This is a genomic window from Pseudomonas sp. JL27(2026), from assembly GCF_056933555.1.
In genome coordinates this window covers 3,928,899-3,950,968 of record NZ_CM167794.1, presented here as the reverse complement: position 1 = coordinate 3,950,968, position 22,070 = coordinate 3,928,899, and the positions used below count along the sequence as shown (strand labels likewise).

The 22,070-nt window shown below is 58.3% G+C and carries 20 protein-coding genes, 2 tRNA genes and 3 rRNA genes; 11 read left to right on the top strand and 14 right to left on the bottom strand.

Annotated features, from left to right (window positions below; genetic code table 11):
• Positions 1-104: 104 nt before the first annotated feature.
• The 10 genes from AC1Z1G_RS17970 to soxR form a co-directional block, all read right to left on the bottom strand.
• A complete protein-coding gene (locus AC1Z1G_RS17970; RefSeq protein WP_483621435.1) occupies positions 105-1,073 on the bottom strand; it encodes a metal ABC transporter solute-binding protein, Zn/Mn family in 969 nt (322 codons plus the stop codon).
• On the bottom strand, positions 1,074-1,973 hold the full coding sequence (locus tag AC1Z1G_RS17965; protein WP_483621433.1) for a metal ABC transporter permease: 900 nt from the start codon (positions 1,971-1,973) through the stop codon (positions 1,074-1,076).
• On the bottom strand, positions 1,973-2,725 hold the full coding sequence (locus AC1Z1G_RS17960) for a metal ABC transporter ATP-binding protein (protein ID WP_483621431.1): 753 nt from the start codon (positions 2,723-2,725) through the stop codon (positions 1,973-1,975). Before AC1Z1G_RS17960 ends, AC1Z1G_RS17965 begins: the two co-directional genes overlap by 1 nt.
• Complete coding sequence (locus tag AC1Z1G_RS17955; RefSeq protein WP_483621430.1) at positions 2,722-3,651, bottom strand: metal ABC transporter substrate-binding protein; 930 nt, start codon at positions 3,649-3,651, stop codon at positions 2,722-2,724. Before AC1Z1G_RS17955 ends, AC1Z1G_RS17960 begins: the two co-directional genes overlap by 4 nt.
• A 35-nt stretch (positions 3,652-3,686) precedes the next feature.
• A complete protein-coding gene (locus AC1Z1G_RS17950) occupies positions 3,687-4,262 on the bottom strand; it encodes a DUF6162 family protein (protein WP_483621428.1) in 576 nt (191 codons plus the stop codon).
• Complete coding sequence (locus tag AC1Z1G_RS17945) at positions 4,259-4,606, bottom strand: hypothetical protein (protein WP_483621426.1); 348 nt, start codon at positions 4,604-4,606, stop codon at positions 4,259-4,261. The genes AC1Z1G_RS17950 and AC1Z1G_RS17945 overlap by 4 nt, the downstream gene beginning before the upstream one ends.
• Entirely contained in the window at positions 4,603-5,139 is a 537-nt protein-coding gene (locus tag AC1Z1G_RS17940; RefSeq protein WP_483621424.1) for a thiamine pyrophosphate-binding protein, read from the bottom strand. Before AC1Z1G_RS17940 ends, AC1Z1G_RS17945 begins: the two co-directional genes overlap by 4 nt.
• Positions 5,136-6,347 (bottom strand): PepSY-associated TM helix domain-containing protein, encoded by a 1,212-nt coding sequence (locus tag AC1Z1G_RS17935; protein WP_483621422.1) that lies wholly within the window; start codon positions 6,345-6,347, stop codon positions 5,136-5,138. Before AC1Z1G_RS17935 ends, AC1Z1G_RS17940 begins: the two co-directional genes overlap by 4 nt.
• 269 nt (positions 6,348-6,616) lie before the next feature.
• The gene (locus AC1Z1G_RS17930; protein ID WP_483621420.1) at positions 6,617-7,075 is read right to left on the bottom strand and encodes a VOC family protein; all 459 of its coding nucleotides are present in this window, start codon (positions 7,073-7,075) and stop codon (positions 6,617-6,619) included.
• A 143-nt stretch (positions 7,076-7,218) separates the two neighbouring features.
• The gene (soxR, locus tag AC1Z1G_RS17925) at positions 7,219-7,686 is read right to left on the bottom strand and encodes a redox-sensitive transcriptional activator SoxR (RefSeq protein WP_483621418.1); all 468 of its coding nucleotides are present in this window, start codon (positions 7,684-7,686) and stop codon (positions 7,219-7,221) included.
• Positions 7,687-7,778: 92 nt separating this feature from the next.
• On the opposite strand from soxR, the gene AC1Z1G_RS17920 reads away from it, so the two are divergent.
• The 5 genes from AC1Z1G_RS17920 (at position 7,779) to AC1Z1G_RS17900 (ending at position 12,485) form a co-directional block, all read left to right on the top strand.
• Positions 7,779-8,153 (top strand): antibiotic biosynthesis monooxygenase, encoded by a 375-nt coding sequence (locus AC1Z1G_RS17920; RefSeq protein ID WP_483621416.1) that lies wholly within the window; start codon positions 7,779-7,781, stop codon positions 8,151-8,153.
• A gap of 116 nt (positions 8,154-8,269) precedes the next feature.
• Positions 8,270-8,539: a hypothetical protein gene (locus tag AC1Z1G_RS17915; protein ID WP_483621414.1), complete on the top strand. Its 270-nt coding sequence runs from the start codon at positions 8,270-8,272 to the stop codon at positions 8,537-8,539.
• Positions 8,540-8,636: 97 nt separating this feature from the next.
• Complete coding sequence (locus AC1Z1G_RS17910) at positions 8,637-9,251, top strand: LysE family translocator (protein WP_483621412.1); 615 nt, start codon at positions 8,637-8,639, stop codon at positions 9,249-9,251.
• 200 nt (positions 9,252-9,451) lie between these two features.
• Positions 9,452-10,621: a cysteine desulfurase family protein gene (locus AC1Z1G_RS17905; RefSeq protein ID WP_483621410.1), complete on the top strand. Its 1,170-nt coding sequence runs from the start codon at positions 9,452-9,454 to the stop codon at positions 10,619-10,621.
• A gap of 55 nt (positions 10,622-10,676) precedes the next feature.
• On the top strand, positions 10,677-12,485 hold the full coding sequence (locus AC1Z1G_RS17900) for an aminopeptidase P family protein (RefSeq protein WP_483621408.1): 1,809 nt from the start codon (positions 10,677-10,679) through the stop codon (positions 12,483-12,485).
• Between the two features lie 56 nt (positions 12,486-12,541).
• On the opposite strand, the gene AC1Z1G_RS17895 is transcribed toward AC1Z1G_RS17900, so the two are convergent.
• Positions 12,542-13,132, bottom strand: coding sequence for a 2-hydroxychromene-2-carboxylate isomerase (locus AC1Z1G_RS17895; protein WP_483621406.1), 591 nt, complete (start codon positions 13,130-13,132; stop codon positions 12,542-12,544).
• A gap of 41 nt (positions 13,133-13,173) precedes the next feature.
• Positions 13,174-13,914, bottom strand: coding sequence for an SDR family oxidoreductase (locus tag AC1Z1G_RS17890; RefSeq protein WP_483621404.1), 741 nt, complete (start codon positions 13,912-13,914; stop codon positions 13,174-13,176).
• A 92-nt stretch (positions 13,915-14,006) separates the two neighbouring features.
• Here AC1Z1G_RS17890 and AC1Z1G_RS17885 point away from each other — a divergent pair, with 92 nt between their 5' ends.
• A complete protein-coding gene (locus AC1Z1G_RS17885; protein ID WP_483621402.1) occupies positions 14,007-14,576 on the top strand; it encodes a TetR/AcrR family transcriptional regulator in 570 nt (189 codons plus the stop codon).
• Positions 14,577-14,588: 12 nt separating this feature from the next.
• On the opposite strand, the gene AC1Z1G_RS17880 is transcribed toward AC1Z1G_RS17885, so the two are convergent.
• The gene (locus AC1Z1G_RS17880; RefSeq protein ID WP_483621400.1) at positions 14,589-14,870 is read right to left on the bottom strand and encodes a hypothetical protein; all 282 of its coding nucleotides are present in this window, start codon (positions 14,868-14,870) and stop codon (positions 14,589-14,591) included.
• A 166-nt stretch (positions 14,871-15,036) separates the two neighbouring features.
• Entirely contained in the window at positions 15,037-15,924 is an 888-nt protein-coding gene (rhtA, locus tag AC1Z1G_RS17875; protein ID WP_483621398.1) for a threonine/homoserine exporter RhtA, read from the bottom strand.
• Positions 15,925-16,626: 702 nt separating this feature from the next.
• On the opposite strand from rhtA, the gene AC1Z1G_RS17870 reads away from it, so the two are divergent.
• The 5 genes from AC1Z1G_RS17870 to rrf all read left to right on the top strand — a co-directional run bounded on the left by AC1Z1G_RS17870 (position 16,627) and on the right by rrf (position 21,868).
• Positions 16,627-18,165: ribosomal RNA gene (locus AC1Z1G_RS17870) — 16S ribosomal RNA — on the top strand.
• An 81-nt stretch (positions 18,166-18,246) separates the two neighbouring features.
• Positions 18,247-18,323: transfer RNA gene (locus AC1Z1G_RS17865), tRNA-Ile, on the top strand.
• A gap of 30 nt (positions 18,324-18,353) precedes the next feature.
• Positions 18,354-18,429, top strand: a tRNA-Ala gene (locus AC1Z1G_RS17860).
• A 260-nt stretch (positions 18,430-18,689) separates the two neighbouring features.
• Positions 18,690-21,581 (top strand): 23S ribosomal RNA (locus AC1Z1G_RS17855).
• Between the two features lie 171 nt (positions 21,582-21,752).
• Positions 21,753-21,868 (top strand): 5S ribosomal RNA (gene rrf / locus AC1Z1G_RS17850).
• Together the 16S, 23S and 5S rRNA genes with 2 tRNA genes alongside form the textbook arrangement of a ribosomal RNA operon.
• Positions 21,869-22,070: the final 202 nt, after the last annotated feature.

The following is a 22,070-nucleotide window of genomic DNA, read 5'->3' as shown; positions in this document are numbered from 1 at the left end:
TGCCATCGCGAGTGGGCTACCTCCCACAATGGATTTGGATACGCCGCATAGCCACTGTGGGAGCGAGCCTGCTCGCGATGAACGATGACGCGGATTAACTGACCTTACGCACCCGCCAACGCCTTGAGCACCTGATCAATATTCCCTTCAAGCTCGGCCACCGGGTCGGCAGCTTCGGTGCTCAATACGATCAACTGGCTGCCCGACTCGGCTATCACGGCTTTGAGCGCTTCCGAGGGCTGGCGATGGTGCAGTACCACCGCGACATCGTTGCTTTTGAGGGTCTGACCCAACTGCTTGAGCGCTTGCGGCGTCCATTCGTTGTCGGCACGGGCGTCGAGGCCCACCAGCTCCAGGTTGAGGCCGCTGACCAGATAAGCGAAGTGATCGCTCAGGCTGACCACGCTGAGGTTGTCGGCCTCGGCCAGGCGCGCCTCGCTGCTGGCGGTGAGTTTGAGCAGGCGTTGTTTGAGCGCGGCCAGGTTGGTGTCGATTTTCGGCTTGTCCGCAGGGGCCAGTCGCGCGAGATCGGCGGCCATCACGTCGGCCATGCGCCCCATGTTGTTGCTGGCCATCCACGGCTGGCTGTTGAGGCCGTCGACTTTGCCGGGTTGGGTGGCGATGCCTGGCAGGCCGCCGTCCACCGGGCGTGCGGCGTCGACTTCGATGATGCGGATGTTGCTGCGACGGGCCACCGGGTACAGCGGGTCGTCCGGCCACAGCGAGCGCAGGCCGATCACGGCGTCCGCGTTGAGGGCGAGCTTTTGCAGCGCCTCGGCGCCGCGACCGGTGAAGTAGGCTGTCTGGCGAGAGCCGGGCAGGTTGGCCGGCGCAGCACGCTCAAGCGTGATCGACGTGCCGTCGAGCAGCATCTGGGCCAGGCCGTAGGTAATTGGCAGCGCGGCCAGGACGCGCAACGGCGGCTGCGACTTGGCGGCAAACAACGCGGTATTGCCGACGCCGTGATTGGCCACTAGCCGCATCGGTTCGAAGCGATCGGTGGCAAACGCTGCCGGGGTGCCGAGGCCACACAGCGCGAGGGCGAGGGTCAGTTGACGCAAGGAGGGAGACATTTATCCGAGATTCCCTTTCAGACTGGGGACGATGCCGCGCGCGATGGCGGCCAGGGCGAAGGCCATACCGGCCACCAGGATGATCGCGGCACCGGAGGGGATCGGCAAGTCGAAGACGATGGGGGCGAGGATCCCACACAGGGTGCTGACCGTGGCGATCAATACCGAGATCCAGAAGAAACCCTTCAACGACTGGCTCAGCAAGCGCGCCGCCGCTGCCGGAATCACCAGCAAGGCCCCGACCAGAATCGCGCCGATGACTTTGACGGCGGCCACGGTGATCAGCGTCACCAGCACCACGAACAGGTAGTCGAGGGTTTTCACCGCGACCCCACGCACCGCCGCCAGTTGCGGGTTGAAACTGGCCAGCATGATGCGGTTGTACAGCGGCAGGCTCAGGCCCATCACCAGCGATCCGACGATGGCCAGCACCAGCAGGTCGTTACCGTTGACGGTCAGGACCGAGCCGAACAGCACGTTTTCGAGGATGTGCACGTTGATCTTGCCCGCCAAAATCAACAGCAGGCTGGCGCCCAGGGCCAGCGACACCGAGAGGAACACACCGATCAGGGTGTCCGGCGCCAGGCCAGTGCGGTTACGCAGGTAATTGAGCAGGATGCCGAACAGCAGGCAGTAACCGAACAGGCTGCCGTAAGGGCCGGTGTAGGGTTCGCCGAGCAGAATGCCGATGGCCACCCCGGTCAGGGCGGCGTGGCCGACCGCTTCGGAGAAGAACGCAAAGCGCTTGACCACCACCAGTGTGCCGAGGCCACCCAATACCGGGCCGATCAACAACCCGGCCAGCAGCGCGTTGACCACAAAGCCGTAGGCCAGTGCTTCCGGCAGGTAGCCGGAGGATGCCCAGCCCTGAACCATCAAACGAAAGGCTTCGTAACTCATCAAGCGGCACTCCCGTGGGTCCGTGGGTGAGTGGAAAACAGTGTCAGCAAGCGCTCCGGGGTCAGGGCCTGTTTCGGTGTGGCGTCAAACAGCACCCGGCGATTGAGGCCGGTGACGCGGTCCGCAAGACGGCCGACAGCTTCCAGGTCGTGCTCGATCCACAGCACGGTGATCCCGGCGGTACGCCAGTCGCCCAGCAGCCGTTCGAACACCTGAATGCCAGCCTCGTCGAGGGCCGACATCGGTTCATCGAGCACCAGCAATTGCGGCGCGGGGATCAGCCCTTGGGCCAGTAGCACGCGCTGGCGCTCACCACCGGACAACGCGCCCATGCGTCGCTTGCGTTTGTCCTGCATGCCGACGCGCTCCAGCGCCTCGCCAATCGCCGCGGCGTAATGCCGGCTCAGGCCGAGAAACGCCGGGCGGCGCTGACACATGGCGGCCATGAAATCGTCGACAGTCATCGGCAACCCACGGTCGAACTCCAGGGCCTGCGGCACGTAACCGATGGTCCCGGCCTCGCCCGGCCATTGCAGGCTCAGGCGCCCCTGATGGGGCATTTGCCCGAGCAGGGTTTTGATCAGCGAACTTTTGCCGCCGCCATTGGGGCCGACCAGTGCGTGCACGCTGCCGGGCTGGACCTGGAAAGTCACCGTGTCGAGTATCGTCGTGCGTCCCAGCGTCAGGCTGACCTCGGCGAAATCCAGCGTCGGGCCGCAAGGTTTCACCGTCAGGGATTCGTGGGCGGTCATGCTCCCGCCTCCTGAATGGCCCGGACTACGGTGTTCAGGTTGCCGGTCATTTCCTTTTCGTACTTCTCGGCGCTGTAGTCGCCGTAGGAAATGTGCGACAGCGGGTAGAGTTTTACCCCTGACTCGCGCTGGATGGTTTCGACGTAGGTCGAGGGAAAGTCCATTTCCGAGAAGATCACTTTCACGTCCAATTCGCGCAACTGATCGATGGTTTTCTTCAACTGGCTTGGGCTGGGCTCGATGCCGTGAGCCGGTTCGACCACGGCCGTGACTTCCAGGCCGAACTCGCGCAGCAGGTAGTCATACGCGGCGTGGACGGTGGCCACTCGCAGGTCGGCATTCGGCGCGCTGGTCAGTTTGGCCAGCGCATCGGCACGCATCTGCCGCAGGCGTTTGCCGTAGGCGCGGGCGTTCTGGGTGTAGGTTTTGGCATTGTCCGGGTCGAGCTTGCCCAGTTCCCGGGCGATGTTGTTGACCTGGGCGATGGAGGCGCTGATGGACAGGAACGTGTGCGGGTTCACCACTTTGCCGGCCCCGCGCGCCGCCACACCGGTGGCGGCCAGCAGCGGCACGTTCTCGTTGGCTTCGATGACCTTGATATTCGGGGTCTCGCTGGCGGCGATCATACGGTCGGCAAAGTCGTCATGGCCGACGCCGTTGAGCACGATCACGTCCAGCCCGCCAATGCGCTTGATGTCTTCGGCGCGAGGCTCGTAGGCGTGGGGGTTGAAGCCGGCCGGGATCAGCGGCACCACCTCGGCCTTGTCGCCGACGATGTTCGCCACATAGCTGTAATACGGGTGCAGGGTGATACCGATGCGCAGGCGCTTGGCCTGATCGGCGCTGGCCATTGGCGCGAGGAGGCTGGTCAGCAGGCCGATGAGCAGCAGCCGCAGGAAGGGCCGGCGTTGAGATGAAATAGGCATGGGCAAGCGGTCTTCTCTCAGAGGTATACGAAGGTTCAGTGCCGATGCTGGCGGGTCACTCCGGCATCGAATTGCGCGATGACCTGTTTCCAACCGGCGCTAGTCAGTGCGGCGTCGCTCAGGTCGGTCGGTGTGGCGAGCGCGGCGCTGCGGTTGAGCCAGATGTCCGGAGCGCTGTCGTCTTTCGCGCCCAGGCGCATCAGAAACGAGCCGGCGACATTCGGCACCTGGCTGTGGCCGAAGTAGGCCGGCGCTGTCAGCAACTGCCAGGCATGACGACCGCGGCTGACGGAACTGGCGTCCTGGGCGAACGGCGCAAAGCCTTCATCAGCCAGGGTTTGCGGGGCAGGCAGGGCCTGTTGTTCCTCGCGCAGCAGGTGAATCTCGTCCAGTGTCACCCGCAGGTCGGCGTAGATGCCTTGTTCGGCGGCGCTGAGGTCCCGTCGCGCATCCAGTTGATGGCTCGGCACGCTGGTAATGTCCTTGGGCTCGCCGCGCCAGGCGACGACAGAGCCGGCCACCGCGAGAATGGCCAGGCACAACAGCAGCACGTAGAGGGTTTCATGACCGGCGCCGGCCGGGCGGACAACCTGAGTGGTAGGCGTGCTCATGGGGCCTCGATATCCGCTTGGTCGATCTCGACCACGTGACCTGGGCCTGCGTCGAACAGCACGTAGAACTCGGCGCCGGGCTTTTTGAAGGTCAGTGTCGAATCGGCGCCGAGCTTGCCCGGCACCAAAATGGTCTCGTCGTAACCGATTACGTCCAGGGTTACGCCTGGTGCGCCGCTGCCATCGGAGAAGCCACCGGTGCAACGGATTTGCTCGGCATCGATGGCCTTGCATTCGCACATCGGGTTGTGGGCCAGCGCGGGGGCACTGAACCCCACGCACAAGGCCAGGCCAACGAGCGCGCGACTCAGGCGCGCACGGGTAAAGCGGTGGGCAACGGTCATGGTTTGCCTCCTTGTTTATGCAGCCAGGCGAGGGTGGCGGGGGATGCGCTGCTCAGGGGGATGGCGGCTTGGTGCATGGCGCCGTCCCAGCCCTCCATGGTGATCCACAGTTCGGCGTCGTCCTTGGTCTTTTCCGGAATCGGCACGGTGGCGCCCATGCGATACGGCGTGCCGAAGAAAATCACCCCGGCGGCGCGCAGGCTGCGGGGCTTGCCGATGCGCAGGTACGTGGCTTTGACTTGGCCGATGCAGGCCTCGCACAGCGCGGCGTTGAAGCTTTTCATATGGCCGGCCGGGCCGTCGCGGCGCGGTGCTTCGTTGCGCAGCTCGGCGAGGCGCAGGCTCCAGGGGCCGACCTGAACCTCGCCGATCTCCCGCTCGCCCAGGCCGCTGTCGCCACGGAACAATGCGGCGTCGGCAAAATACTTGGGCATGAAACCCAGCGGAATCAGCAGCAACAGAATATTCAGGTGGAAGCGCCATTTATGCCAAAAGCGGCTCAGCGGTGAAGGTGTGACGGTGGCCTGGCTCATCGCGAACCCTCCGAGGCTTCAGACTGCAGCACCGCTGTCGGCGTATGGGTGGCGACCGTGCGTGGTTTTTTCTGGCTGCGCTTGAGGGCATTGGCCGTGGCCAGTGCGGTGCGTTTGGTCCAGATCAGCAGACCGCTGAGTACCATCATGCTCAGCAGCAACCCGAAGAAGAACCAGATCAGTTTGATCCACAACCCACCAAAGTCGCCGGTGTGCAGCGGACGCATGGATTCGGTCACAAACTCCAGGGTCGAACGATCGGCCAGCAGGCGCGAGGCGGCGATGTCGCCGTTGTACGGGTTGATGTCGGCCGTCTGGTACATCAACGGATACCATCCACGCCCGCCAATGCCCAAGTGGCTGTAGGCATTACTCGGCAGGCTGACGAAACTGGCGTCGAAACCGGGAATTTTCTGGGTCGCGATCTTCACCGCTTCGTCCAGGCCGATCATCGGCGCCGGGGTGGCATCTGCGCTCACCGGCACATTTTCGCGGGCAACCACCGGTAGGACAGGGGCGGTGGAAATGGTGATCTGATTATCCGACAGCGTGGCCTCGATCAAAAACCAGGTGCCGGTGACTGAAATCACCGCGATGAACCAGATCGACCAGATGCCGCTCAGGCGATGGAAGTCGCCCCAGAAAATGCGTGCGCCGTGCTTGAAGCGCAGGGTCGGCTTGAGAAATCCTTTCCAGAAGCGCTTGTACACCACCAGCCCGGTGACCAGGGAGGCGAGCAACGGCAAACCGAGGAACGACACCAGGTACCAACCCCAGCTGTAGCCGTTAGTGAAGGGCACTAGCCACCAGCCATGCAGGGCGCGGGTGAACGCCTGGAAGTTGAACGCCGGGCTGATCCCCTGGATCGCCCCGGTGTACGGATTGACGTAGACCGTGACCGAGCGCCCGTCGGGATAGGCGACGCCAACATCCAGGGCAAAGTGCGATTCATCGGGACGTGCGATCTGCTCGACGATGAGCTGCGGTTGTGCCTGCTTGATGGCTGCCACCACCTGGTCATAACTGAGCAGTGGAGCTTCGTCCGACGGTTTGCTCGCCCGTATTTCGGGGTTGACCAGCCAGACGATCTCCTGGCTGACCACCGCCAGTGTGCCGGTGACGCACACAATCAGTACAAAGAACCAAATGGGCAATGCCAACCAGCTGTGGACCAGAAACCAGAGTTTTGAACGGGATTTCTTCGACATGGATAAAGGTCTTGAACTCAAGGAGTGAAGCGCCAGGACGGGGAGTGCCGCGTCGTGATCGATAAAAAGCCGGCCGTGGCTTTTGCCTACGCGGCCTGCTGCATCTAATTAAGACGAATGAGAATCGTAAATCCCGAATGGCGATATGAAAGTAAATGTTTCTGCGGGCAAGTCATTGCAGCCAGAACAGGCTGGGGAGGGTGCAAGCGGGTGCATATCAGCGGAGTGAAGCGAGCCCGTGGACAGCGGGCCCGCTCACGTTCAACGGTTTATCCCTCGTGGGTCATTTCCCGGGCGCGTTTTTCGATCTGCTCCTGGGTCAGGTCTTCCTTGCGGCTGGCCAGGAACCACACATGACCGTACGGGTCTTTCAAGGTGCCCGAGCGGTCGCCGTAGAACTGATCCTTGGGTTCGGAAACCACCGTGGCGCCAGCCTTGATCGCCTGGGCATACTGCGCGTCGACATCCTTCACATACAGATGCAGGCCGACGGCAGGTGATTTGTCCGGATTGCTCAACGGGCCTTGATCGCACGGCGTGCCCAGCATGAGGGTGCAGTCGCCGATCCGCAGCTCGGCGTGGCCGATGCTGCCGTCGGGCATTGCCAGGCGCATGGTTTCAATGGCGCCAAAGGCCTTTTTATAGAACTCGATGGCCTCGGCGGCTTTCTGGATGCCCAGGTAAGGCGTGATGCTGTGGTAACCCTCGGGGATGGGCTTGACGCTCATGACCGTGCTCCTTGTTTTGGGTGGGGAAAACGCGAATCCTGCGCCGGTTGGCGGTCGGTTCACTATAGGTCACGGAGTCAAAACCGCTTGAAGTGCCGACGGGCAGCACGTTTGCTGTGAGCCCTGCCCCGGCAGGTCAAGGCTCAGGACCGAGTTGAATTGGGCTCCAGCAACTGCGGCCCCGGCCCTTGCTCACCGAGTACATCGCCATAATTGCGCAACGGGCAGGCCTCCATCGACAAACACCCACAACCAATGCAGCCATTGAGTTTGTCGCGCAGCCGGGTCAACTGATTGATCCGCTCGTCCAGGTCCCGACTCCATTGCGCAGACAGGTGCTTCCAGTCTGCGGCGGTGGGGGCGCGATGGTCCGGCAGCGACTTGAGCGCCTCGCCGATCTCTGCCAGCGGAATGCCCAGCCGCTGAGCCACCTTGATCAACGCCACCCGCCGCAGGACTTCGCGCGGGTAACGCCGCTGGTTGCCCTGATTACGGTTGCTTTTGATCAACTCCTTGGACTCATAGAAGTGCAGGGCGGTGACGGCCACGCCGCTGCGCTGGGCGAGTTGGCCGACGGTCAGTTCTTTGGTGACCTGCTCTTGATCGATCATGGAAAGTATCGCTTGACCTAAAGTTAACTCGAGGTTTTACCCTGCACCTCTTCGGATCGCAAGACGCGACTTACACATGAGGGGAGTTTTTCATGCAGTCGGACGAGAAAAATCGCAGCTTCACCCAATTGATCGAGTTCGAGATCGAGCCCCATCAGCAGCAGGGGCTGGTGTCGGCGTTATCCGCGCAGACCGAGCGCCTGGCCCAAGGCTACACCGGTTTTCTCAGCGCCAGCGTACAGGTCAGTGATGATGGCCGACGTGTCCTCAACTATCTGCAATGGCAAACGCGGGAGGCTGGGGAGGCGGCGTTTCAGGATTTCGAGAACGGCAAGGAGGACTTTTGGACGCTGATTCGCGCCTATCAGGCCAAAGGTGTCACGTTTGGTTCCTTCCAGGTGCTGCGCAGCATCGAGCGCAGTCCTGACAATGCGTTGCAGTGCGCTCTGGTAGGCCCGGCTCGGTAATGGTTGTCGGTTGTTGCCGGGGTCGATAGCCACTATCGAGCGCGATGATTTTTGTCGTTTCAGGTGCGCGCGTAGCCTGTGTCCATTGCCCAGGTACAGGACTGCGGGAGCCGCCCATGAATCACTTGCTCGTCACTTCGCTGCTGTTGGTCGCCTCGGTGCTGGCCGGTTGCGCGAACCGGCCATCGCCCGAATTGCGCCCCTACACCGCCGAAGAGTCCCGGGAGTTGGCGCTGGAGGCATTGAACCGTCGCGGCCTGTCGTTCGATGAGTACCAACACAAAAAGGCCGAATTGCTTAGCCAGCCGAAGAAAACCTTCGCGTTTGACCAGTACGGTGAAATGAACGCCGAGCGAGGGGTGATCCAACACGGTCACTCCAGTTAAGCGACTGTACTGCTCGAAGTTTCATTCAACTGTCCGTGGGTTTCAGCGAGGCGCTGGGATAGGGTCAACACCTGACCGAACCTGATGGAAATTGCCCATGACCCTCTCGCTGGATTTGCTGTTGGGCTTTGCCCTGTTTGCCCTTGTCACCTCGATTACACCGGGGCCCAATAACACCATGTTGCTGGCCTCTGGCGTGAACTTCGGTTTTAACCGCTCCATCCCCCATATGCTGGGCATCAGCTGCGGCTTTTTTATCCTGGTGGTCGCGGTCGGGTTTGGCCTGGGCGCGGTATTTCAAACCTATCCGTTGCTCTACACCGTGCTGCGTTATGTCGGTGCGACGTACTTGCTGTACCTGGCGTGGAAAATCGCCCACTCCGGCCCCGTCTCGGAAGCTGAACAAGGCCAGGCCAAACCCATCAGCTACCTGGGCGCGGCGGCGTTCCAATGGGTCAACCCCAAGGCCTGGATCATGGCCATCGGCGCCATCAGTACCTACACACCGCTGCAGGGCTATTTCACCAATGTGATTGTCATCGCCGCAGTCTTTGCCGTGATCAACCTGCCGAGCGTCGGCGTGTGGGTGGTTTGCGGCAGTCTGTTGCGCAATGTCCTGCGTGATCGGCGCTGGTTGCGGGTGTTCAACTGGGGCATGGCGCTGCTGCTGGTGGCTTCGATGTATCCGATGTTGCACGAAAGCTTCAGCTGACCGGCTTCAACCCGGCGCCCGATGCCTGTTAAGCTCACTTCCAGGAGCGTTCCTACGCACTTTTAATGAAGTGGTACTTCTTTAACGGCATCCGATCAGGTATTGCTGACCTGCGCTGTTGGCGTGCTGCCCGTAAGGCGGCGTTGCCCAGAGGGTTTATTGTGCGTACCTGATCCCGGAACAAGCTCTGCGGGTTTTTTATGAATAAACGTCCTTTGTATTTCGACTACGCCGCCACCACGCCGGTGGATGAGCGGGTCATCCAGGTAATGATCGAGTGTCTGGGGTTTGACGGTAACTTCGGTAACCCGGCTTCCAGCTCCCACGCTTTCGGCCAGCAGGCCAGGCTTTCGGTCGAGCAGGCCCGCCAGCAGGTTGCAGACCTGGTCGGTGCCCACGCCGAGCAAATCGTCTGGACCTCTGGCGCTACCGAATCCAACAACCTTGCCCTCAAGGGCGTCGCCCAGGCGCGCGGTATGACCGGTGGGCACATCATCACCAGTCAGATCGAGCACAAGGCGATCCTGGATACCGCCAAACAGTTACAGGACGCGGGCGTTGCCGTGACCTGGCTGGTGCCGGATGCCGAAGGCCTGATCAGCGCGCAAGCCGTCAGTGAAGCGTTGCGTGAAGATACATTCCTGGTGTCGCTGATGCTGGTCAACAACGAACTGGGCACGGTCAACGACATCCCGGCCATCGGCCAGCGGGTGCGTGAGCATGGCGCGCTGTTTCATGTCGACGCCGCGCAAGGCGCAGGCAAAGTGGCGATAGACCTGGCGCAATGGCCGGTCGACCTGATGTCCTTCTCTGCGCACAAAATCTATGGCCCCAAAGGCATCGGCGCGCTCTACGTAGGCCCTCGTGCCCGGCAGCATGTGCAGGCGCAGATTCATGGCGGTGGTCATGAAGGCGGGTTGCGTTCGGGCACCCTGGCCACGCACCAGATTGCCGCCATGGGTGCCGCGTTTGCGCTGGCAGCGGAACATTTTGATGAAGAGGCTGCCACCATCCTGCGTTTGCGCGAGCGCTTGCTCCGCCAGCTCGAGGGTATTGCAGGCCTCAGGTTGAACGGCAGCGCAACCCGGCGCATTCCTCACACCTTGAGCCTGACCTTCAACGAAGGTGAGTTCAATTCGTCGGCCTTGAGCGCGTCTATCGCATTCTCGGCCACATCGGCCTGTAACTCTGCGAGCAATGCGCCGTCCCATGTATTGCTGGCGCTGGGGCATGATACTCGCAGTGCGAGTCGGACGATTCGTCTGAGCCTGGGGCGTTTTACCACCGAGCAGGACATCGATCAGGCCGCACAATTGATCAAAGCAACATGTGCCAGCGCTCCGGCGTTCTGGGCAGTGACACCGTCTTAAACGCTGAGCGACATCAGCACCCAATAACAATGATGAGTGGTTAGCAGGAGATTCGATGAGTACGCAGCCTTCGACCAATGGAATGGTCCCCCAGCGCCTGGCGCAAACCCGTGAACGGATGAGCCGCGAGGGCATTCATGCCTTGTTGGTGCCGTCGGCCGACCCTCACCTGTCGGAGTATCTGCCGGGTTACTGGCAGGGGCGTCAATGGCTGTCGGGCTTTCATGGCTCGGTCGGCACGTTGATCGTCACCCGGGATTTTGCCGGTGTCTGGGCTGACAGTCGTTATTGGGAGCAGGCAACCAAGGAGCTCAAAGGCAGCGGCATCGAGTTGGTGAAGCTTCAGCCTGGGCAACCCGGGCCACTGGAGTGGCTGGCCGAGCAAACCCCGGAAGGTGGCGTGGTCGCGGTTGATGGCGCGGTAATGGCGGTGGCCTCGGCACGGACTTTGGGCAGCAAGCTTGCGGACCGTGGCGCACGCTTGCGGACCGATATCGATGTATTGAATGAAGTCTGGAAGGACCGCCCAAGCCTGCCGGATCAACCGATCTACCCGCACTTGCCGCCGCAAGCCACTGTCAGCCGTGGCGAGAAACTGGCCAAGTTGCGCGAAACGCTCAAGGCGCGTGGCGCCGACTGGCACTTCATCGCAACCCTGGACGATATCGCCTGGCTGTTCAACCTGCGTGGCGGCGACGTGTCGTTCAACCCGGTGTTCGTCTCCTTTGCCCTGGTCAGTCAGCAACAGGCCACGTTGTTCGTTGCGCTGAGCAAGGTTAATGCGCAGCTGCGTGCGACGCTTGAACAGGACGGCGTGACCCTGCGCGACTACAGCGAAGTCGCCGCTGCACTGGCGGCCATACCCAATGGAGCGAGCCTGCAAATCGACCCGGCACGTGTTACGGCCGGCTTGCTCGATAACGTGGGAAGCGGGGTGAAACTGGTTGAAGGTTTGAACCCGACCACCCTGGCCAAGTCGCAAAAAAGCCTGGCCGACGCCGAACACATTCGTCAGGCCATGGAGCAGGACGGCGCGGCGCTGTGCGAGTTCTTCGCCTGGCTGGATACCGCGCTGGGGCGTGAACGCGTCACCGAACTGACCATCGACGAACACCTGACGGCTGCGCGGACTCGTCGCCCCGGTTATGTTTCGCTGAGTTTCAACACCATCGCAGCGTTCAACGCCAACGGAGCGATGCCGCACTATCACGCCACCGAAGCAGAACACGCGGTGATCGAAGGCGACGGTCTGTTACTGATCGACTCCGGTGGTCAGTACCTCGGTGGTACCACCGACATTACGCGGATGGTACCGGTGGGCACGCCGACAGCAGAGCAGAAGCGTGACTGCACGCGGGTACTCAAAGGTGTGATTGCGCTGTCACGGGCGCAGTTTCCGAAGGGCATTCTGTCGCCTTTGCTGGACGCCATCGCACGGGCACCAATCTGGGCGGAAAGCGTCGATTACGGTCACGGCACCGGCCACGGTGTGGGTTACTTCCTGAATGTCCACGAAGGCCCGCAGGTCATTGCCTATCAGGCAGCGGCTGCACCGCAGACCGCCATGCAGCCGGGGATGATCACCTCCATCGAGCCCGGCACTTATCGCCCTGGGCGCTGGGGGGTACGGATCGAGAACCTGGTGTTGAACCGCGAAGCGGGCAGTAGCGAGTTTGGCGAGTTCCTCAAGTTTGAAACCCTGACGCTGTGCCCGATCGATACCCGTTGCCTCGAGTCATCGCTGCTGACCCAGGACGAGCGTGAGTGGTTCAACGGTTATCACGCCGAGGTGCGTGCACGGCTGAGCCCACTGCTTGAGGGCGTGGTGCTTGAGTGGTTGCACACCCGCACTGCCGCTATTTGAGTCATGGTGCGCCGTCAGCTCTGGCTGGCGGCGCACGCGTGCAGCAGCGCTGGGGGCTAGCTCAATGCTTCCACGACAAAGTCCAGCCGATCCTGGCCGAAGAACAGCTGTTCATCGACAAACATACTCGGTGCGCCAAACACACCGCGTTGGATGGCCTGCTCGGTTTTTTCCTTGAGGGCATTTTTCACGGCTTCATCCCCCGTCAATGCCAACACCTCATTGGGGTCAAAGCCTTCTTGCGTCAGCACCTGCGCAACGGTCGCCGGATCGCTCAGGTTTTGGCCGTCGACCCAAAGTGCCCGAAACAGGCAATCGACAAAATCCACAAAGCGTTCAGGGTGACGCAATTGCATGCCGGTGACGGCGCGCATGAGCATCAGCGTGTTGATCGGGAAGTGTGGGTTGAGCTTGAACGGAACCCCGTAGCGTTTTGCGTAGCGGTTCAGGTCCTGGAACATGTAGCGTCCCTTGGCCGCAATAGTGATGGGTGAGGCGTTGCCGGTGGCTTTGAAGACCCCGCCCAGCAGCATCGGTTGATAGATCAATTCACTGCCGGTTTGCTCGCAGATTTTCGGCAGTTGGGTGTACGCCAGGTAAGTGGTGGGGCTGCCGAGGTCGAAGAAAAACTCTACACGCTTGCTCATGGTCGATGCGCTCTGCTTATTGTTGGTAAAAAGGGGAGGGCTTACCAGCGTTCGCTCCAGGGGCGCAGGTCCAGCTCGAACGTCCAGGCATCCCGTGGCTGGCTGTGCAGGTACCAGTAGTTCTCGGCGATGTGTTCCGGGTTGAGGATGCCGTCCTGATCCTTTTGAGCGTATTTTTCCGGGAAGTTGTCACGGATAAAATCGGTATCGATGGCGCCGTCGACCACAACATGGGCGACATGGATGTTCATCGGGCCGAGTTCGCGGGCCATGCTTTGGGCCAGCGCCCGAATCCCGTGCTTGGCACCGGCAAAGGCAGCGAATCCGGCTGCGCCACGCATGCCGGCGGTGGCGCCAGTGAACAGAATAGTGCCGCGTTGGCGTATCGCCATGCGCTTGGCCACTTCGCGTGCATTGAGAAAGCCCGAGAAGCAGGCCATCTCCCAGATCTTGAAGTACTTGCGTGCGGTCTCCTCAAGAATGCTGCAAGGCACGTTGGCGCCTATGTTGAAGACGAATGCTTCGATGGGGCCGATCTGGCTTTCTATTTGTTCTACCAGCGCCATCACCTCTTCTTCTTTACGCGCATCACAGGCGAACCCATGAGCCTGCCCGCCGGATGCCGTGATCGCATCTACCAGGGGCTGGAGTTTGTCTGCGCTACGGCGTGTGACGCAGGCAATGAATCCTTCTTGGGCAAAACGCTTGGCGATGGCCCCGCCAGTGGCATCGCCCGCGCCGACAACCAGCACGACTTTGTTGTTATGGGTAGCTGTGGTCATGGATATCGCCCTTTGTTAAACGATCGTTAAGTAAACGAACGTTATGCTACGATCCGCGATGCGTCAAGACGATGGATTTAAAGGGGGAAGCAATGCGTTACTCGGCCAGTCACAAGCAGGAAACCAAAGAGAAGTTGCTGCAAAGCAGTGCGGTGTCAGCCAAGACTCAGGGTTTTTCCACTGTGGGCGTCGACGCATTGATGAAGGCGATTGGCCTGAGCGGCGGAGCGTTCTATAGCCATTTCTCATCCAAGGACGAGTTGTTCGGTTCGATCGTCGAGCGAGAACTGAGCCAGAGCCTGGAACGTTTGAGTGGTGAAGGGGAGCAGAGCCGTGCGCGGCTTGAGCGCTGTCTACAGCATTACCTGAGCATGGCGCATGTCGAGCATCCCGAGTCGGGCTGCGCGTTGCCGGCCTTGGGGGCTGAAATTGCCCGCTCCAGCGATCAGGTGCGCGAGCACGCCGAGCATTGGATCTGCCAACTGCAACAGAGTTGGGCGTGTATCCTGGAAAGCGAAAGCCTGGCCTGGGCGATTCTGTCGCAATGCGTGGGCGCCTTGGTGGTCGCACGCATGCTTGTCAGTCCGGACGTCCAGCGCAGTGTACTGACCGCTAGCGTCAAAGAAATAGGCCGCCAGATTGCAGGTCAGAACACAGAGTAAAGCGGCATCACGCTACTTGCAGATGACGATCATGCTTCGGCTAGTGTAGCCGGCAGGGTTCAGGCCAAACGGATAGTCGCCCGGGTCCTCCACGGCATCGCCAGATTTGGCGATCACCTTGTAGCCCTTCGGGCCACACGAATTGGCTGCGCGGGTATTGCACTTTTCCCAGGAAGACGACAATCCCGAACAGTTGATATGCAGACCTTTCTTTCCACGTTTGACCTCGGTTTTCGACGTCGCGGCGCAACCGGCGATGGCGAGTACGGCTATCAATATCAAAAATCGTTTCATTCCCGTCCTTTATAGCGGCCCGAGTCTGGTGCTCGGGTAAGACTGCATTGGCGCTCGCGTGTAGTGTTTGGACTTCCTATTCCGAAAAGTCCATGCCTTACACTGGGTTGCGGGCTAAACATGGCCTAATTGAGCGGCAAATGCCAGACCTACGTCAAATCCGGTTTCAATCGGAAGCCACGATGGGCTTGGGTGCTCCGCGCATGGTCATGGTGGCACCGACTGAGGCCAGAATGATGCAACTGATGGCCAGCCATTGTGCCAGCGACAGGTATTCATGCAGGAACAACAATCCCGAGAGCGCGCCGAATGCGGGCTCGATGCTCATCAGCGTGCCAAAGGTGCGGGCGGGCATTCGGGTGAGGGCGACCATCTCGAGGGTGTAAGGAAGTGCGGTGGACAAAATAGCCACGCCAATGGCGATGGGAATCAGTGACGGCGTCAACAGTGCGGTGCCTGCATGCACGATGCCGATAGGGGCAACGAACAGAGCCGCAATCATCACGCCCAGTGCTGCGGTCGTTACTCCGTTGTCGGCCCCGGCTTTTTGTCCGAACAGAATGTACAGCGCCCAGCAAACACCGGCGCCCAGTGCGTATCCTGCGCCAACAAGGTCGATCCCAACGCTAGTAGCCCCCGTTGGTATAAGCAGGAGTAAGCCAATGATCGCGAGGCCAATCCACAGGAAATCAATTGCTCGGCGCGAGGCGTAGATGGCCACCGCCAAAGGACCGGTAAACTCCAGGGCGACTGCGATTCCCAGGGGCACTGTCCTCAGGGACATATAGAAGAGGAAGTTCATCCCGCCTAATGCCATGCCGTAGACAATCACGGTGCGTAAGGACTTGGCGGTGAGCTTTGCCCGCCAGGGACGTAGAAGCAGCAACATGATTAGGCTGGCGAATATCAGCCTTAATGTTGTGGTCCCCTGTGCGCCGACAATAGGGAACATGCTTTTGGCCAGGGACGCTCCCGATTGGATGGAGGCCATGGCTATTAATAGCAGGCCAACTGGAAACAGGGTCGAGGCGAGACTGCGGGGCTGGTCAATCATTGAGAGGCGTCGTCCAAGGTGTTGGGCAAGAAGGCATGCAAGCGCGAAGTAATGCTGGTTATTCAGTGCTGAGCAATATACTGCTCATTCTGTCAGCGCGCAGCTCTATCTAGGGGTGATTTGGTCGGCATTTAAGGTTTCTGATAGAAAAACTGAATTAGGAGTTGACGGCAGATTCTGGAAGTCTATAATTCGCCCCACTTCCGGCGCAGTCGAAACTGAAAACTCCTTGGTAAACAAAGAGTTACGCAGTTTTCGGCAGCAGGTTGCTTCAGTTCATCGAAGCCTGGAAGGAGTTGAAAGAGCAGGGTTGCATGGCGCTTTTGACGGTTCGATCTTCTCGGTCGAAAGCGGAGAAAAAGAGGGGTTGACAGCAGCGTGTAACGCTGTAGAATTCGCCTCCCGCTAACGAGAGATCGGAAGCGCAAGTGGTTGAAGTTGTTGAGGAATTCTTCGAAAACTTCTGAAAATAACCGCTTGACAGCAACAGAGGCTGCTGTAGAATGCGCGCCTCGGTTGAGACGAAAGATCTTAACCAACCGCTCTTTAACAACTGAATCAAGCAATTCGTGTGGGTGCTTGTGCAGTCAGACTGATAGTCAACAAGATTATCAGCATCACAAGTTACTCCGCGAGAAATCAAAGATGTAACCAACGATTGCTGAGCCAAGTTTAGGGTTTCTTAAAAACCCAAAGATGTTTGAACTGAAGAGTTTGATCATGGCTCAGATTGAACGCTGGCGGCAGGCCTAACACATGCAAGTCGAGCGGCAGCACGGGTACTTGTACCTGGTGGCGAGCGGCGGACGGGTGAGTAATGCCTAGGAATCTGCCTGGTAGTGGGGGATAACGCTCGGAAACGGACGCTAATACCGCATACGTCCTACGGGAGAAAGCAGGGGACCTTCGGGCCTTGCGCTATCAGATGAGCCTAGGTCGGATTAGCTAGTTGGTGAGGTAATGGCTCACCAAGGCGACGATCCGTAACTGGTCTGAGAGGATGATCAGTCACACTGGAACTGAGACACGGTCCAGACTCCTACGGGAGGCAGCAGTGGGGAATATTGGACAATGGGCGAAAGCCTGATCCAGCCATGCCGCGTGTGTGAAGAAGGTCTTCGGATTGTAAAGCACTTTAAGTTGGGAGGAAGGGCAGTTACCTAATACGTAATTGTTTTGACGTTACCGACAGAATAAGCACCGGCTAACTCTGTGCCAGCAGCCGCGGTAATACAGAGGGTGCAAGCGTTAATCGGAATTACTGGGCGTAAAGCGCGCGTAGGTGGTTCGTTAAGTTGGATGTGAAATCCCCGGGCTCAACCTGGGAACTGCATTCAAAACTGTCGAGCTAGAGTATGGTAGAGGGTGGTGGAATTTCCTGTGTAGCGGTGAAATGCGTAGATATAGGAAGGAACACCAGTGGCGAAGGCGACCACCTGGACTGATACTGACACTGAGGTGCGAAAGCGTGGGGAGCAAACAGGATTAGATACCCTGGTAGTCCACGCCGTAAACGATGTCAACTAGCCGTTGGGAGCCTTGAGCTCTTAGTGGCGCAGCTAACGCATTAAGTTGACCGCCTGGGGAGTACGGCCGCAAGGTTAAAACTCAAATGAATTGACGGGGGCCCGCACAAGCGGTGGAGCATGTGGTTTAATTCGAAGCAACGCGAAGAACCTTACCAGGCCTTGACATCCAATGAACTTTCCAGAGATGGATTGGTGCCTTCGGGAACATTGAGACAGGTGCTGCATGGCTGTCGTCAGCTCGTGTCGTGAGATGTTGGGTTAAGTCCCGTAACGAGCGCAACCCTTGTCCTTAGTTACCAGCACGTCATGGTGGGCACTCTAAGGAGACTGCCGGTGACAAACCGGAGGAAGGTGGGGATGACGTCAAGTCATCATGGCCCTTACGGCCTGGGCTACACACGTGCTACAATGGTCGGTACAGAGGGTTGCCAAGCCGCGAGGTGGAGCTAATCCCATAAAACCGATCGTAGTCCGGATCGCAGTCTGCAACTCGACTGCGTGAAGTCGGAATCGCTAGTAATCGCGAATCAGAATGTCGCGGTGAATACGTTCCCGGGCCTTGTACACACCGCCCGTCACACCATGGGAGTGGGTTGCACCAGAAGTAGCTAGTCTAACCTTCGGGAGGACGGTTACCACGGTGTGATTCATGACTGGGGTGAAGTCGTAACAAGGTAGCCGTAGGGGAACCTGCGGCTGGATCACCTCCTTAATCGACGACATCAGCTGCTGCATAAGCTCCCACACGAATTGCTTGATTCATTGAAGAAGACGATAGAAGCAGCCCGAAATTGGGTCTGTAGCTCAGTTGGTTAGAGCGCACCCCTGATAAGGGTGAGGTCGGCAGTTCGAATCTGCCCAGACCCACCAATTTTGTGTGGGAAACGCCTGTAGAAATACGGGGCCATAGCTCAGCTGGGAGAGCGCCTGCCTTGCACGCAGGAGGTCAACGGTTCGATCCCGTTTGGCTCCACCACTTACTGCTGTTTGACTGCTGTTTCTGCGTTAAAGCTTAGAAATGAGCATTTCCTTCGGACGAAGGCTAAATGTTGATTTCTAGTCTTTGATTAGATCGTTCTTTAAAAATTTGGGTATGTGATAGAAAGATAGACTGAACGTTACTTTCACTGGTAACGGCTCAGGCTAAGGTAAAATTTGTGAGTTCTCTTAACTGAGAAATTCGAATTTTCGGCGAATGTCGTCTTCACAGTATAACCAGATTGCTTGGGGTTATATGGTCAAGTGAAGAAGCGCATACGGTGGATGCCTTGGCAGTCAGAGGCGATGAAAGACGTGGTAGCCTGCGAAAAGCTTCGGGGAGTCGGCAAACAGACTGCGATCCGGAGATGTCTGAATGGGGGAACCCAGCCATCATAAGATGGTTATCTTACGCTGAATACATAGGCGTAAGAGGCGAACCAGGGGAACTGAAACATCTAAGTACCCTGAGGAAAAGAAATCAACCGAGATTCCCTTAGTAGTGGCGAGCGAACGGGGACTAGCCCTTAAGTGGCTTTGAGATTAGCGGAACGTTCTGGAAAGTACGGCCATAGTGGGTGATAGCCCTGTACGCGAAAATCTCTTAGTCATGAAATCGAGTAGGACGGAGCACGAGAAACTTTGTCTGAATATGGGGGGACCATCCTCCAAGGCTAAATACTACTGACTGACCGATAGTGAACTAGTACCGTGAGGGAAAGGCGAAAAGAACCCCGGAGAGGGGAGTGAAATAGATCCTGAAACCGTATGCGTACAAGCAGTGGGAGCCCACTTTGTTGGGTGACTGCGTACCTTTTGTATAATGGGTCAGCGACTTATTTTCAGTGGCGAGCTTAACCGAATAGGGGAGGCGTAGCGAAAGCGAGTCTTAATAGGGCGTCTAGTCGCTGGGAATAGACCCGAAACCGGGCGATCTATCCATGGGCAGGTTGAAGGTTGGGTAACACTAACTGGAGGACCGAACCGACTACCGTTGAAAAGTTAGCGGATGACCTGTGGATCGGAGTGAAAGGCTAATCAAGCTCGGAGATAGCTGGTTCTCCTCGAAAGCTATTTAGGTAGCGCCTCATGTATCACTGTAGGGGGTAGAGCACTGTTTCGGCTAGGGGGTCATCCCGACTTACCAAACCGATGCAAACTCCGAATACCTACAAGTGCCGAGCATGGGAGACACACGGCGGGTGCTAACGTCCGTCGTGAAAAGGGAAACAACCCAGACCGTCAGCTAAGGTCCCAAAGTTATGGTTAAGTGGGAAACGATGTGGGAAGGCTTAGACAGCTAGGAGGTTGGCTTAGAAGCAGCCACCCTTTAAAGAAAGCGTAATAGCTCACTAGTCGAGTCGGCCTGCGCGGAAGATGTAACGGGGCTCAAACCATACACCGAAGCTACGGGTATCACTTAGGTGATGCGGTAGAGGAGCGTTCTGTAAGCCTGTGAAGGTGAGTTGAGAAGCTTGCTGGAGGTATCAGAAGTGCGAATGCTGACATGAGTAACGACAATGGGTGTGAAAAACACCCACGCCGAAAGACCAAGGTTTCCTGCGCAACGTTAATCGACGCAGGGTTAGTCGGTCCCTAAGGCGAGGCTGAAAAGCGTAGTCGATGGAAAACAGGTTAATATTCCTGTACTTCTGGTTATTGCGATGGAGGGACGGAGAAGGCTAGGCCAGCTTGGCGTTGGTTGTCCAAGTTTAAGGTGGTAGGCTGGAATCTTAGGTAAATCCGGGATTCTAAGGCCGAGAGCTGATGACGAGTGTTCTTTTAGAACACGAAGTGGTTGATGCCATGCTTCCAAGAAAAGCTTCTAAGCTTCAGGTAACCAGGAACCGTACCCCAAACCGACACAGGTGGTTGGGTAGAGAATACCAAGGCGCTTGAGAGAACTCGGGTGAAGGAACTAGGCAAAATGGCACCGTAACTTCGGGAGAAGGTGCGCCGGTGAGGGTGAAGGACTTGCTCCGTAAGCTCATGCCGGTCGAAGATACCAGGCCGCTGCGACTGTTTATTAAAAACACAGCACTCTGCAAACACGAAAGTGGACGTATAGGGTGTGACGCCTGCCCGGTGCCGGAAGGTTAATTGATGGGGTTAGCTAACGCGAAGCTCTTGATCGAAGCCCCGGTAAACGGCGGCCGTAACTATAACGGTCCTAAGGTAGCGAAATTCCTTGTCGGGTAAGTTCCGACCTGCACGAATGGCGTAACGATGGCGGCGCTGTCTCCACCCGAGACTCAGTGAAATTGAAATCGCTGTGAAGATGCAGTGTATCCGCGGCTAGACGGAAAGACCCCGTGAACCTTTACTATAGCTTTGCACTGGACTTTGAATTTGCTTGTGTAGGATAGGTGGGAGGCTTTGAAGCGTGGACGCCAGTCTGCGTGGAGCCAACCTTGAAATACCACCCTGGCAACTTTGAGGTTCTAACTCAGGTCCGTTATCCGGATCGAGGACAGTGTATGGTGGGTAGTTTGACTGGGGCGGTCTCCTCCTAAAGAGTAACGGAGGAGTACGAAGGTGCGCTCAGACCGGTCGGAAATCGGTCGTAGAGTATAAAGGCAAAAGCGCGCTTGACTGCGAGACAGACACGTCGAGCAGGTACGAAAGTAGGTCTTAGTGATCCGGTGGTTCTGTATGGAAGGGCCATCGCTCAACGGATAAAAGGTACTCCGGGGATAACAGGCTGATACCGCCCAAGAGTTCATATCGACGGCGGTGTTTGGCACCTCGATGTCGGCTCATCACATCCTGGGGCTGAAGCCGGTCCCAAGGGTATGGCTGTTCGCCATTTAAAGTGGTACGCGAGCTGGGTTTAGAACGTCGTGAGACAGTTCGGTCCCTATCTGCCGTGGACGTTTGAGATTTGAGAGGGGCTGCTCCTAGTACGAGAGGACCGGAGTGGACGAACCTCTGGTGTTCCGGTTGTCACGCCAGTGGCATTGCCGGGTAGCTATGTTCGGAATAGATAACCGCTGAAAGCATCTAAGCGGGAAACTAGCCTCAAGATGAGATCTCACTGGAACCTTGAGTTCCCTGAAGGGCCGTCGAAGACTACGACGTTGATAGGTTGGGTGTGTAAGCGCTGTGAGGCGTTGAGCTAACCAATACTAATTGCCCGTGAGGCTTGACCATATAACACCCAAGCAATTTGCTGACCTGAAAAGGCACCAGATTGCGGTGTGTGAAGACGAAACGAACCGAAAGTTCGACTGCCCCTAAAAAGGCAGCACAAAACACCGAAACCTACCACATACCCAATTTGCTGAAGCGAGGCCCGCTGGCCACGACTCAGTACCCGAATTTCTTGACGACCATAGAGCATTGGAACCACCTGATCCCATCCCGAACTCAGCAGTGAAACGATGCATCGCCGATGGTAGTGTGGGGTTTCCCCATGTGAGAGTAGGTCATCGTCAAGATTGAATTCCGAAACCCCTATCTGCGTATGCAGGTAGGGGTTTTGTTTTGCCTGCGAAAAAGTCACCTGCGCAAATGGGCCTTCGTGATCTGTAGGTCGAGAGGTATTCTGCGCGCTCTGTTCCTTTGCTGACCCACACCTGTGGTCGTTTTGGCCGACAAGGACAGCGAACGAGGGAATTAGCCCGTCAGTGCCCGTACAGT

Excerpts from the sequence above, each read along its gene's own strand:
- AC1Z1G_RS17900 (WP_483621408.1), top strand. The coding sequence starts at position 10,677 with ATGAGTACGCAGCCTTCGACCAATGGAATGGTCCCCCAGCGCCTGGCG.
- AC1Z1G_RS17965 (WP_483621433.1), bottom strand. The coding sequence starts at position 1,973 with ATGAGTTACGAAGCCTTTCGTTTGATGGTTCAGGGCTGGGCATCCTCC.
- AC1Z1G_RS17960 (WP_483621431.1), bottom strand. The coding sequence starts at position 2,725 with ATGACCGCCCACGAATCCCTGACGGTGAAACCTTGCGGCCCGACGCTG.
- AC1Z1G_RS17945 (WP_483621426.1), bottom strand. The coding sequence starts at position 4,606 with ATGACCGTTGCCCACCGCTTTACCCGTGCGCGCCTGAGTCGCGCGCTC.
- AC1Z1G_RS17880 (WP_483621400.1), bottom strand. The coding sequence starts at position 14,870 with ATGAAACGATTTTTGATATTGATAGCCGTACTCGCCATCGCCGGTTGC.
- AC1Z1G_RS17910 (WP_483621412.1), top strand. The coding sequence starts at position 8,637 with ATGACCCTCTCGCTGGATTTGCTGTTGGGCTTTGCCCTGTTTGCCCTT.
- AC1Z1G_RS17890 (WP_483621404.1), bottom strand. The coding sequence starts at position 13,914 with ATGACCACAGCTACCCATAACAACAAAGTCGTGCTGGTTGTCGGCGCG.
- AC1Z1G_RS17950 (WP_483621428.1), bottom strand. The coding sequence starts at position 4,262 with ATGAGCACGCCTACCACTCAGGTTGTCCGCCCGGCCGGCGCCGGTCAT.
- soxR (WP_483621418.1), bottom strand. The coding sequence starts at position 7,686 with ATGATCGATCAAGAGCAGGTCACCAAAGAACTGACCGTCGGCCAACTC.
- rhtA (WP_483621398.1), bottom strand. The coding sequence starts at position 15,924 with ATGATTGACCAGCCCCGCAGTCTCGCCTCGACCCTGTTTCCAGTTGGC.
- AC1Z1G_RS17935 (WP_483621422.1), bottom strand. The coding sequence starts at position 6,347 with ATGTCGAAGAAATCCCGTTCAAAACTCTGGTTTCTGGTCCACAGCTGG.
- AC1Z1G_RS17940 (WP_483621424.1), bottom strand. The coding sequence starts at position 5,139 with ATGAGCCAGGCCACCGTCACACCTTCACCGCTGAGCCGCTTTTGGCAT.
- AC1Z1G_RS17930 (WP_483621420.1), bottom strand. The coding sequence starts at position 7,075 with ATGAGCGTCAAGCCCATCCCCGAGGGTTACCACAGCATCACGCCTTAC.
- AC1Z1G_RS17920 (WP_483621416.1), top strand. The coding sequence starts at position 7,779 with ATGCAGTCGGACGAGAAAAATCGCAGCTTCACCCAATTGATCGAGTTC.
- AC1Z1G_RS17955 (WP_483621430.1), bottom strand. The coding sequence starts at position 3,651 with ATGCCTATTTCATCTCAACGCCGGCCCTTCCTGCGGCTGCTGCTCATC.
- AC1Z1G_RS17970 (WP_483621435.1), bottom strand. The coding sequence starts at position 1,073 with ATGTCTCCCTCCTTGCGTCAACTGACCCTCGCCCTCGCGCTGTGTGGC.
- AC1Z1G_RS17905 (WP_483621410.1), top strand. The coding sequence starts at position 9,452 with ATGAATAAACGTCCTTTGTATTTCGACTACGCCGCCACCACGCCGGTG.
- AC1Z1G_RS17895 (WP_483621406.1), bottom strand. The coding sequence starts at position 13,132 with ATGAGCAAGCGTGTAGAGTTTTTCTTCGACCTCGGCAGCCCCACCACT.
- AC1Z1G_RS17885 (WP_483621402.1), top strand. The coding sequence starts at position 14,007 with ATGCGTTACTCGGCCAGTCACAAGCAGGAAACCAAAGAGAAGTTGCTG.
- AC1Z1G_RS17915 (WP_483621414.1), top strand. The coding sequence starts at position 8,270 with ATGAATCACTTGCTCGTCACTTCGCTGCTGTTGGTCGCCTCGGTGCTG.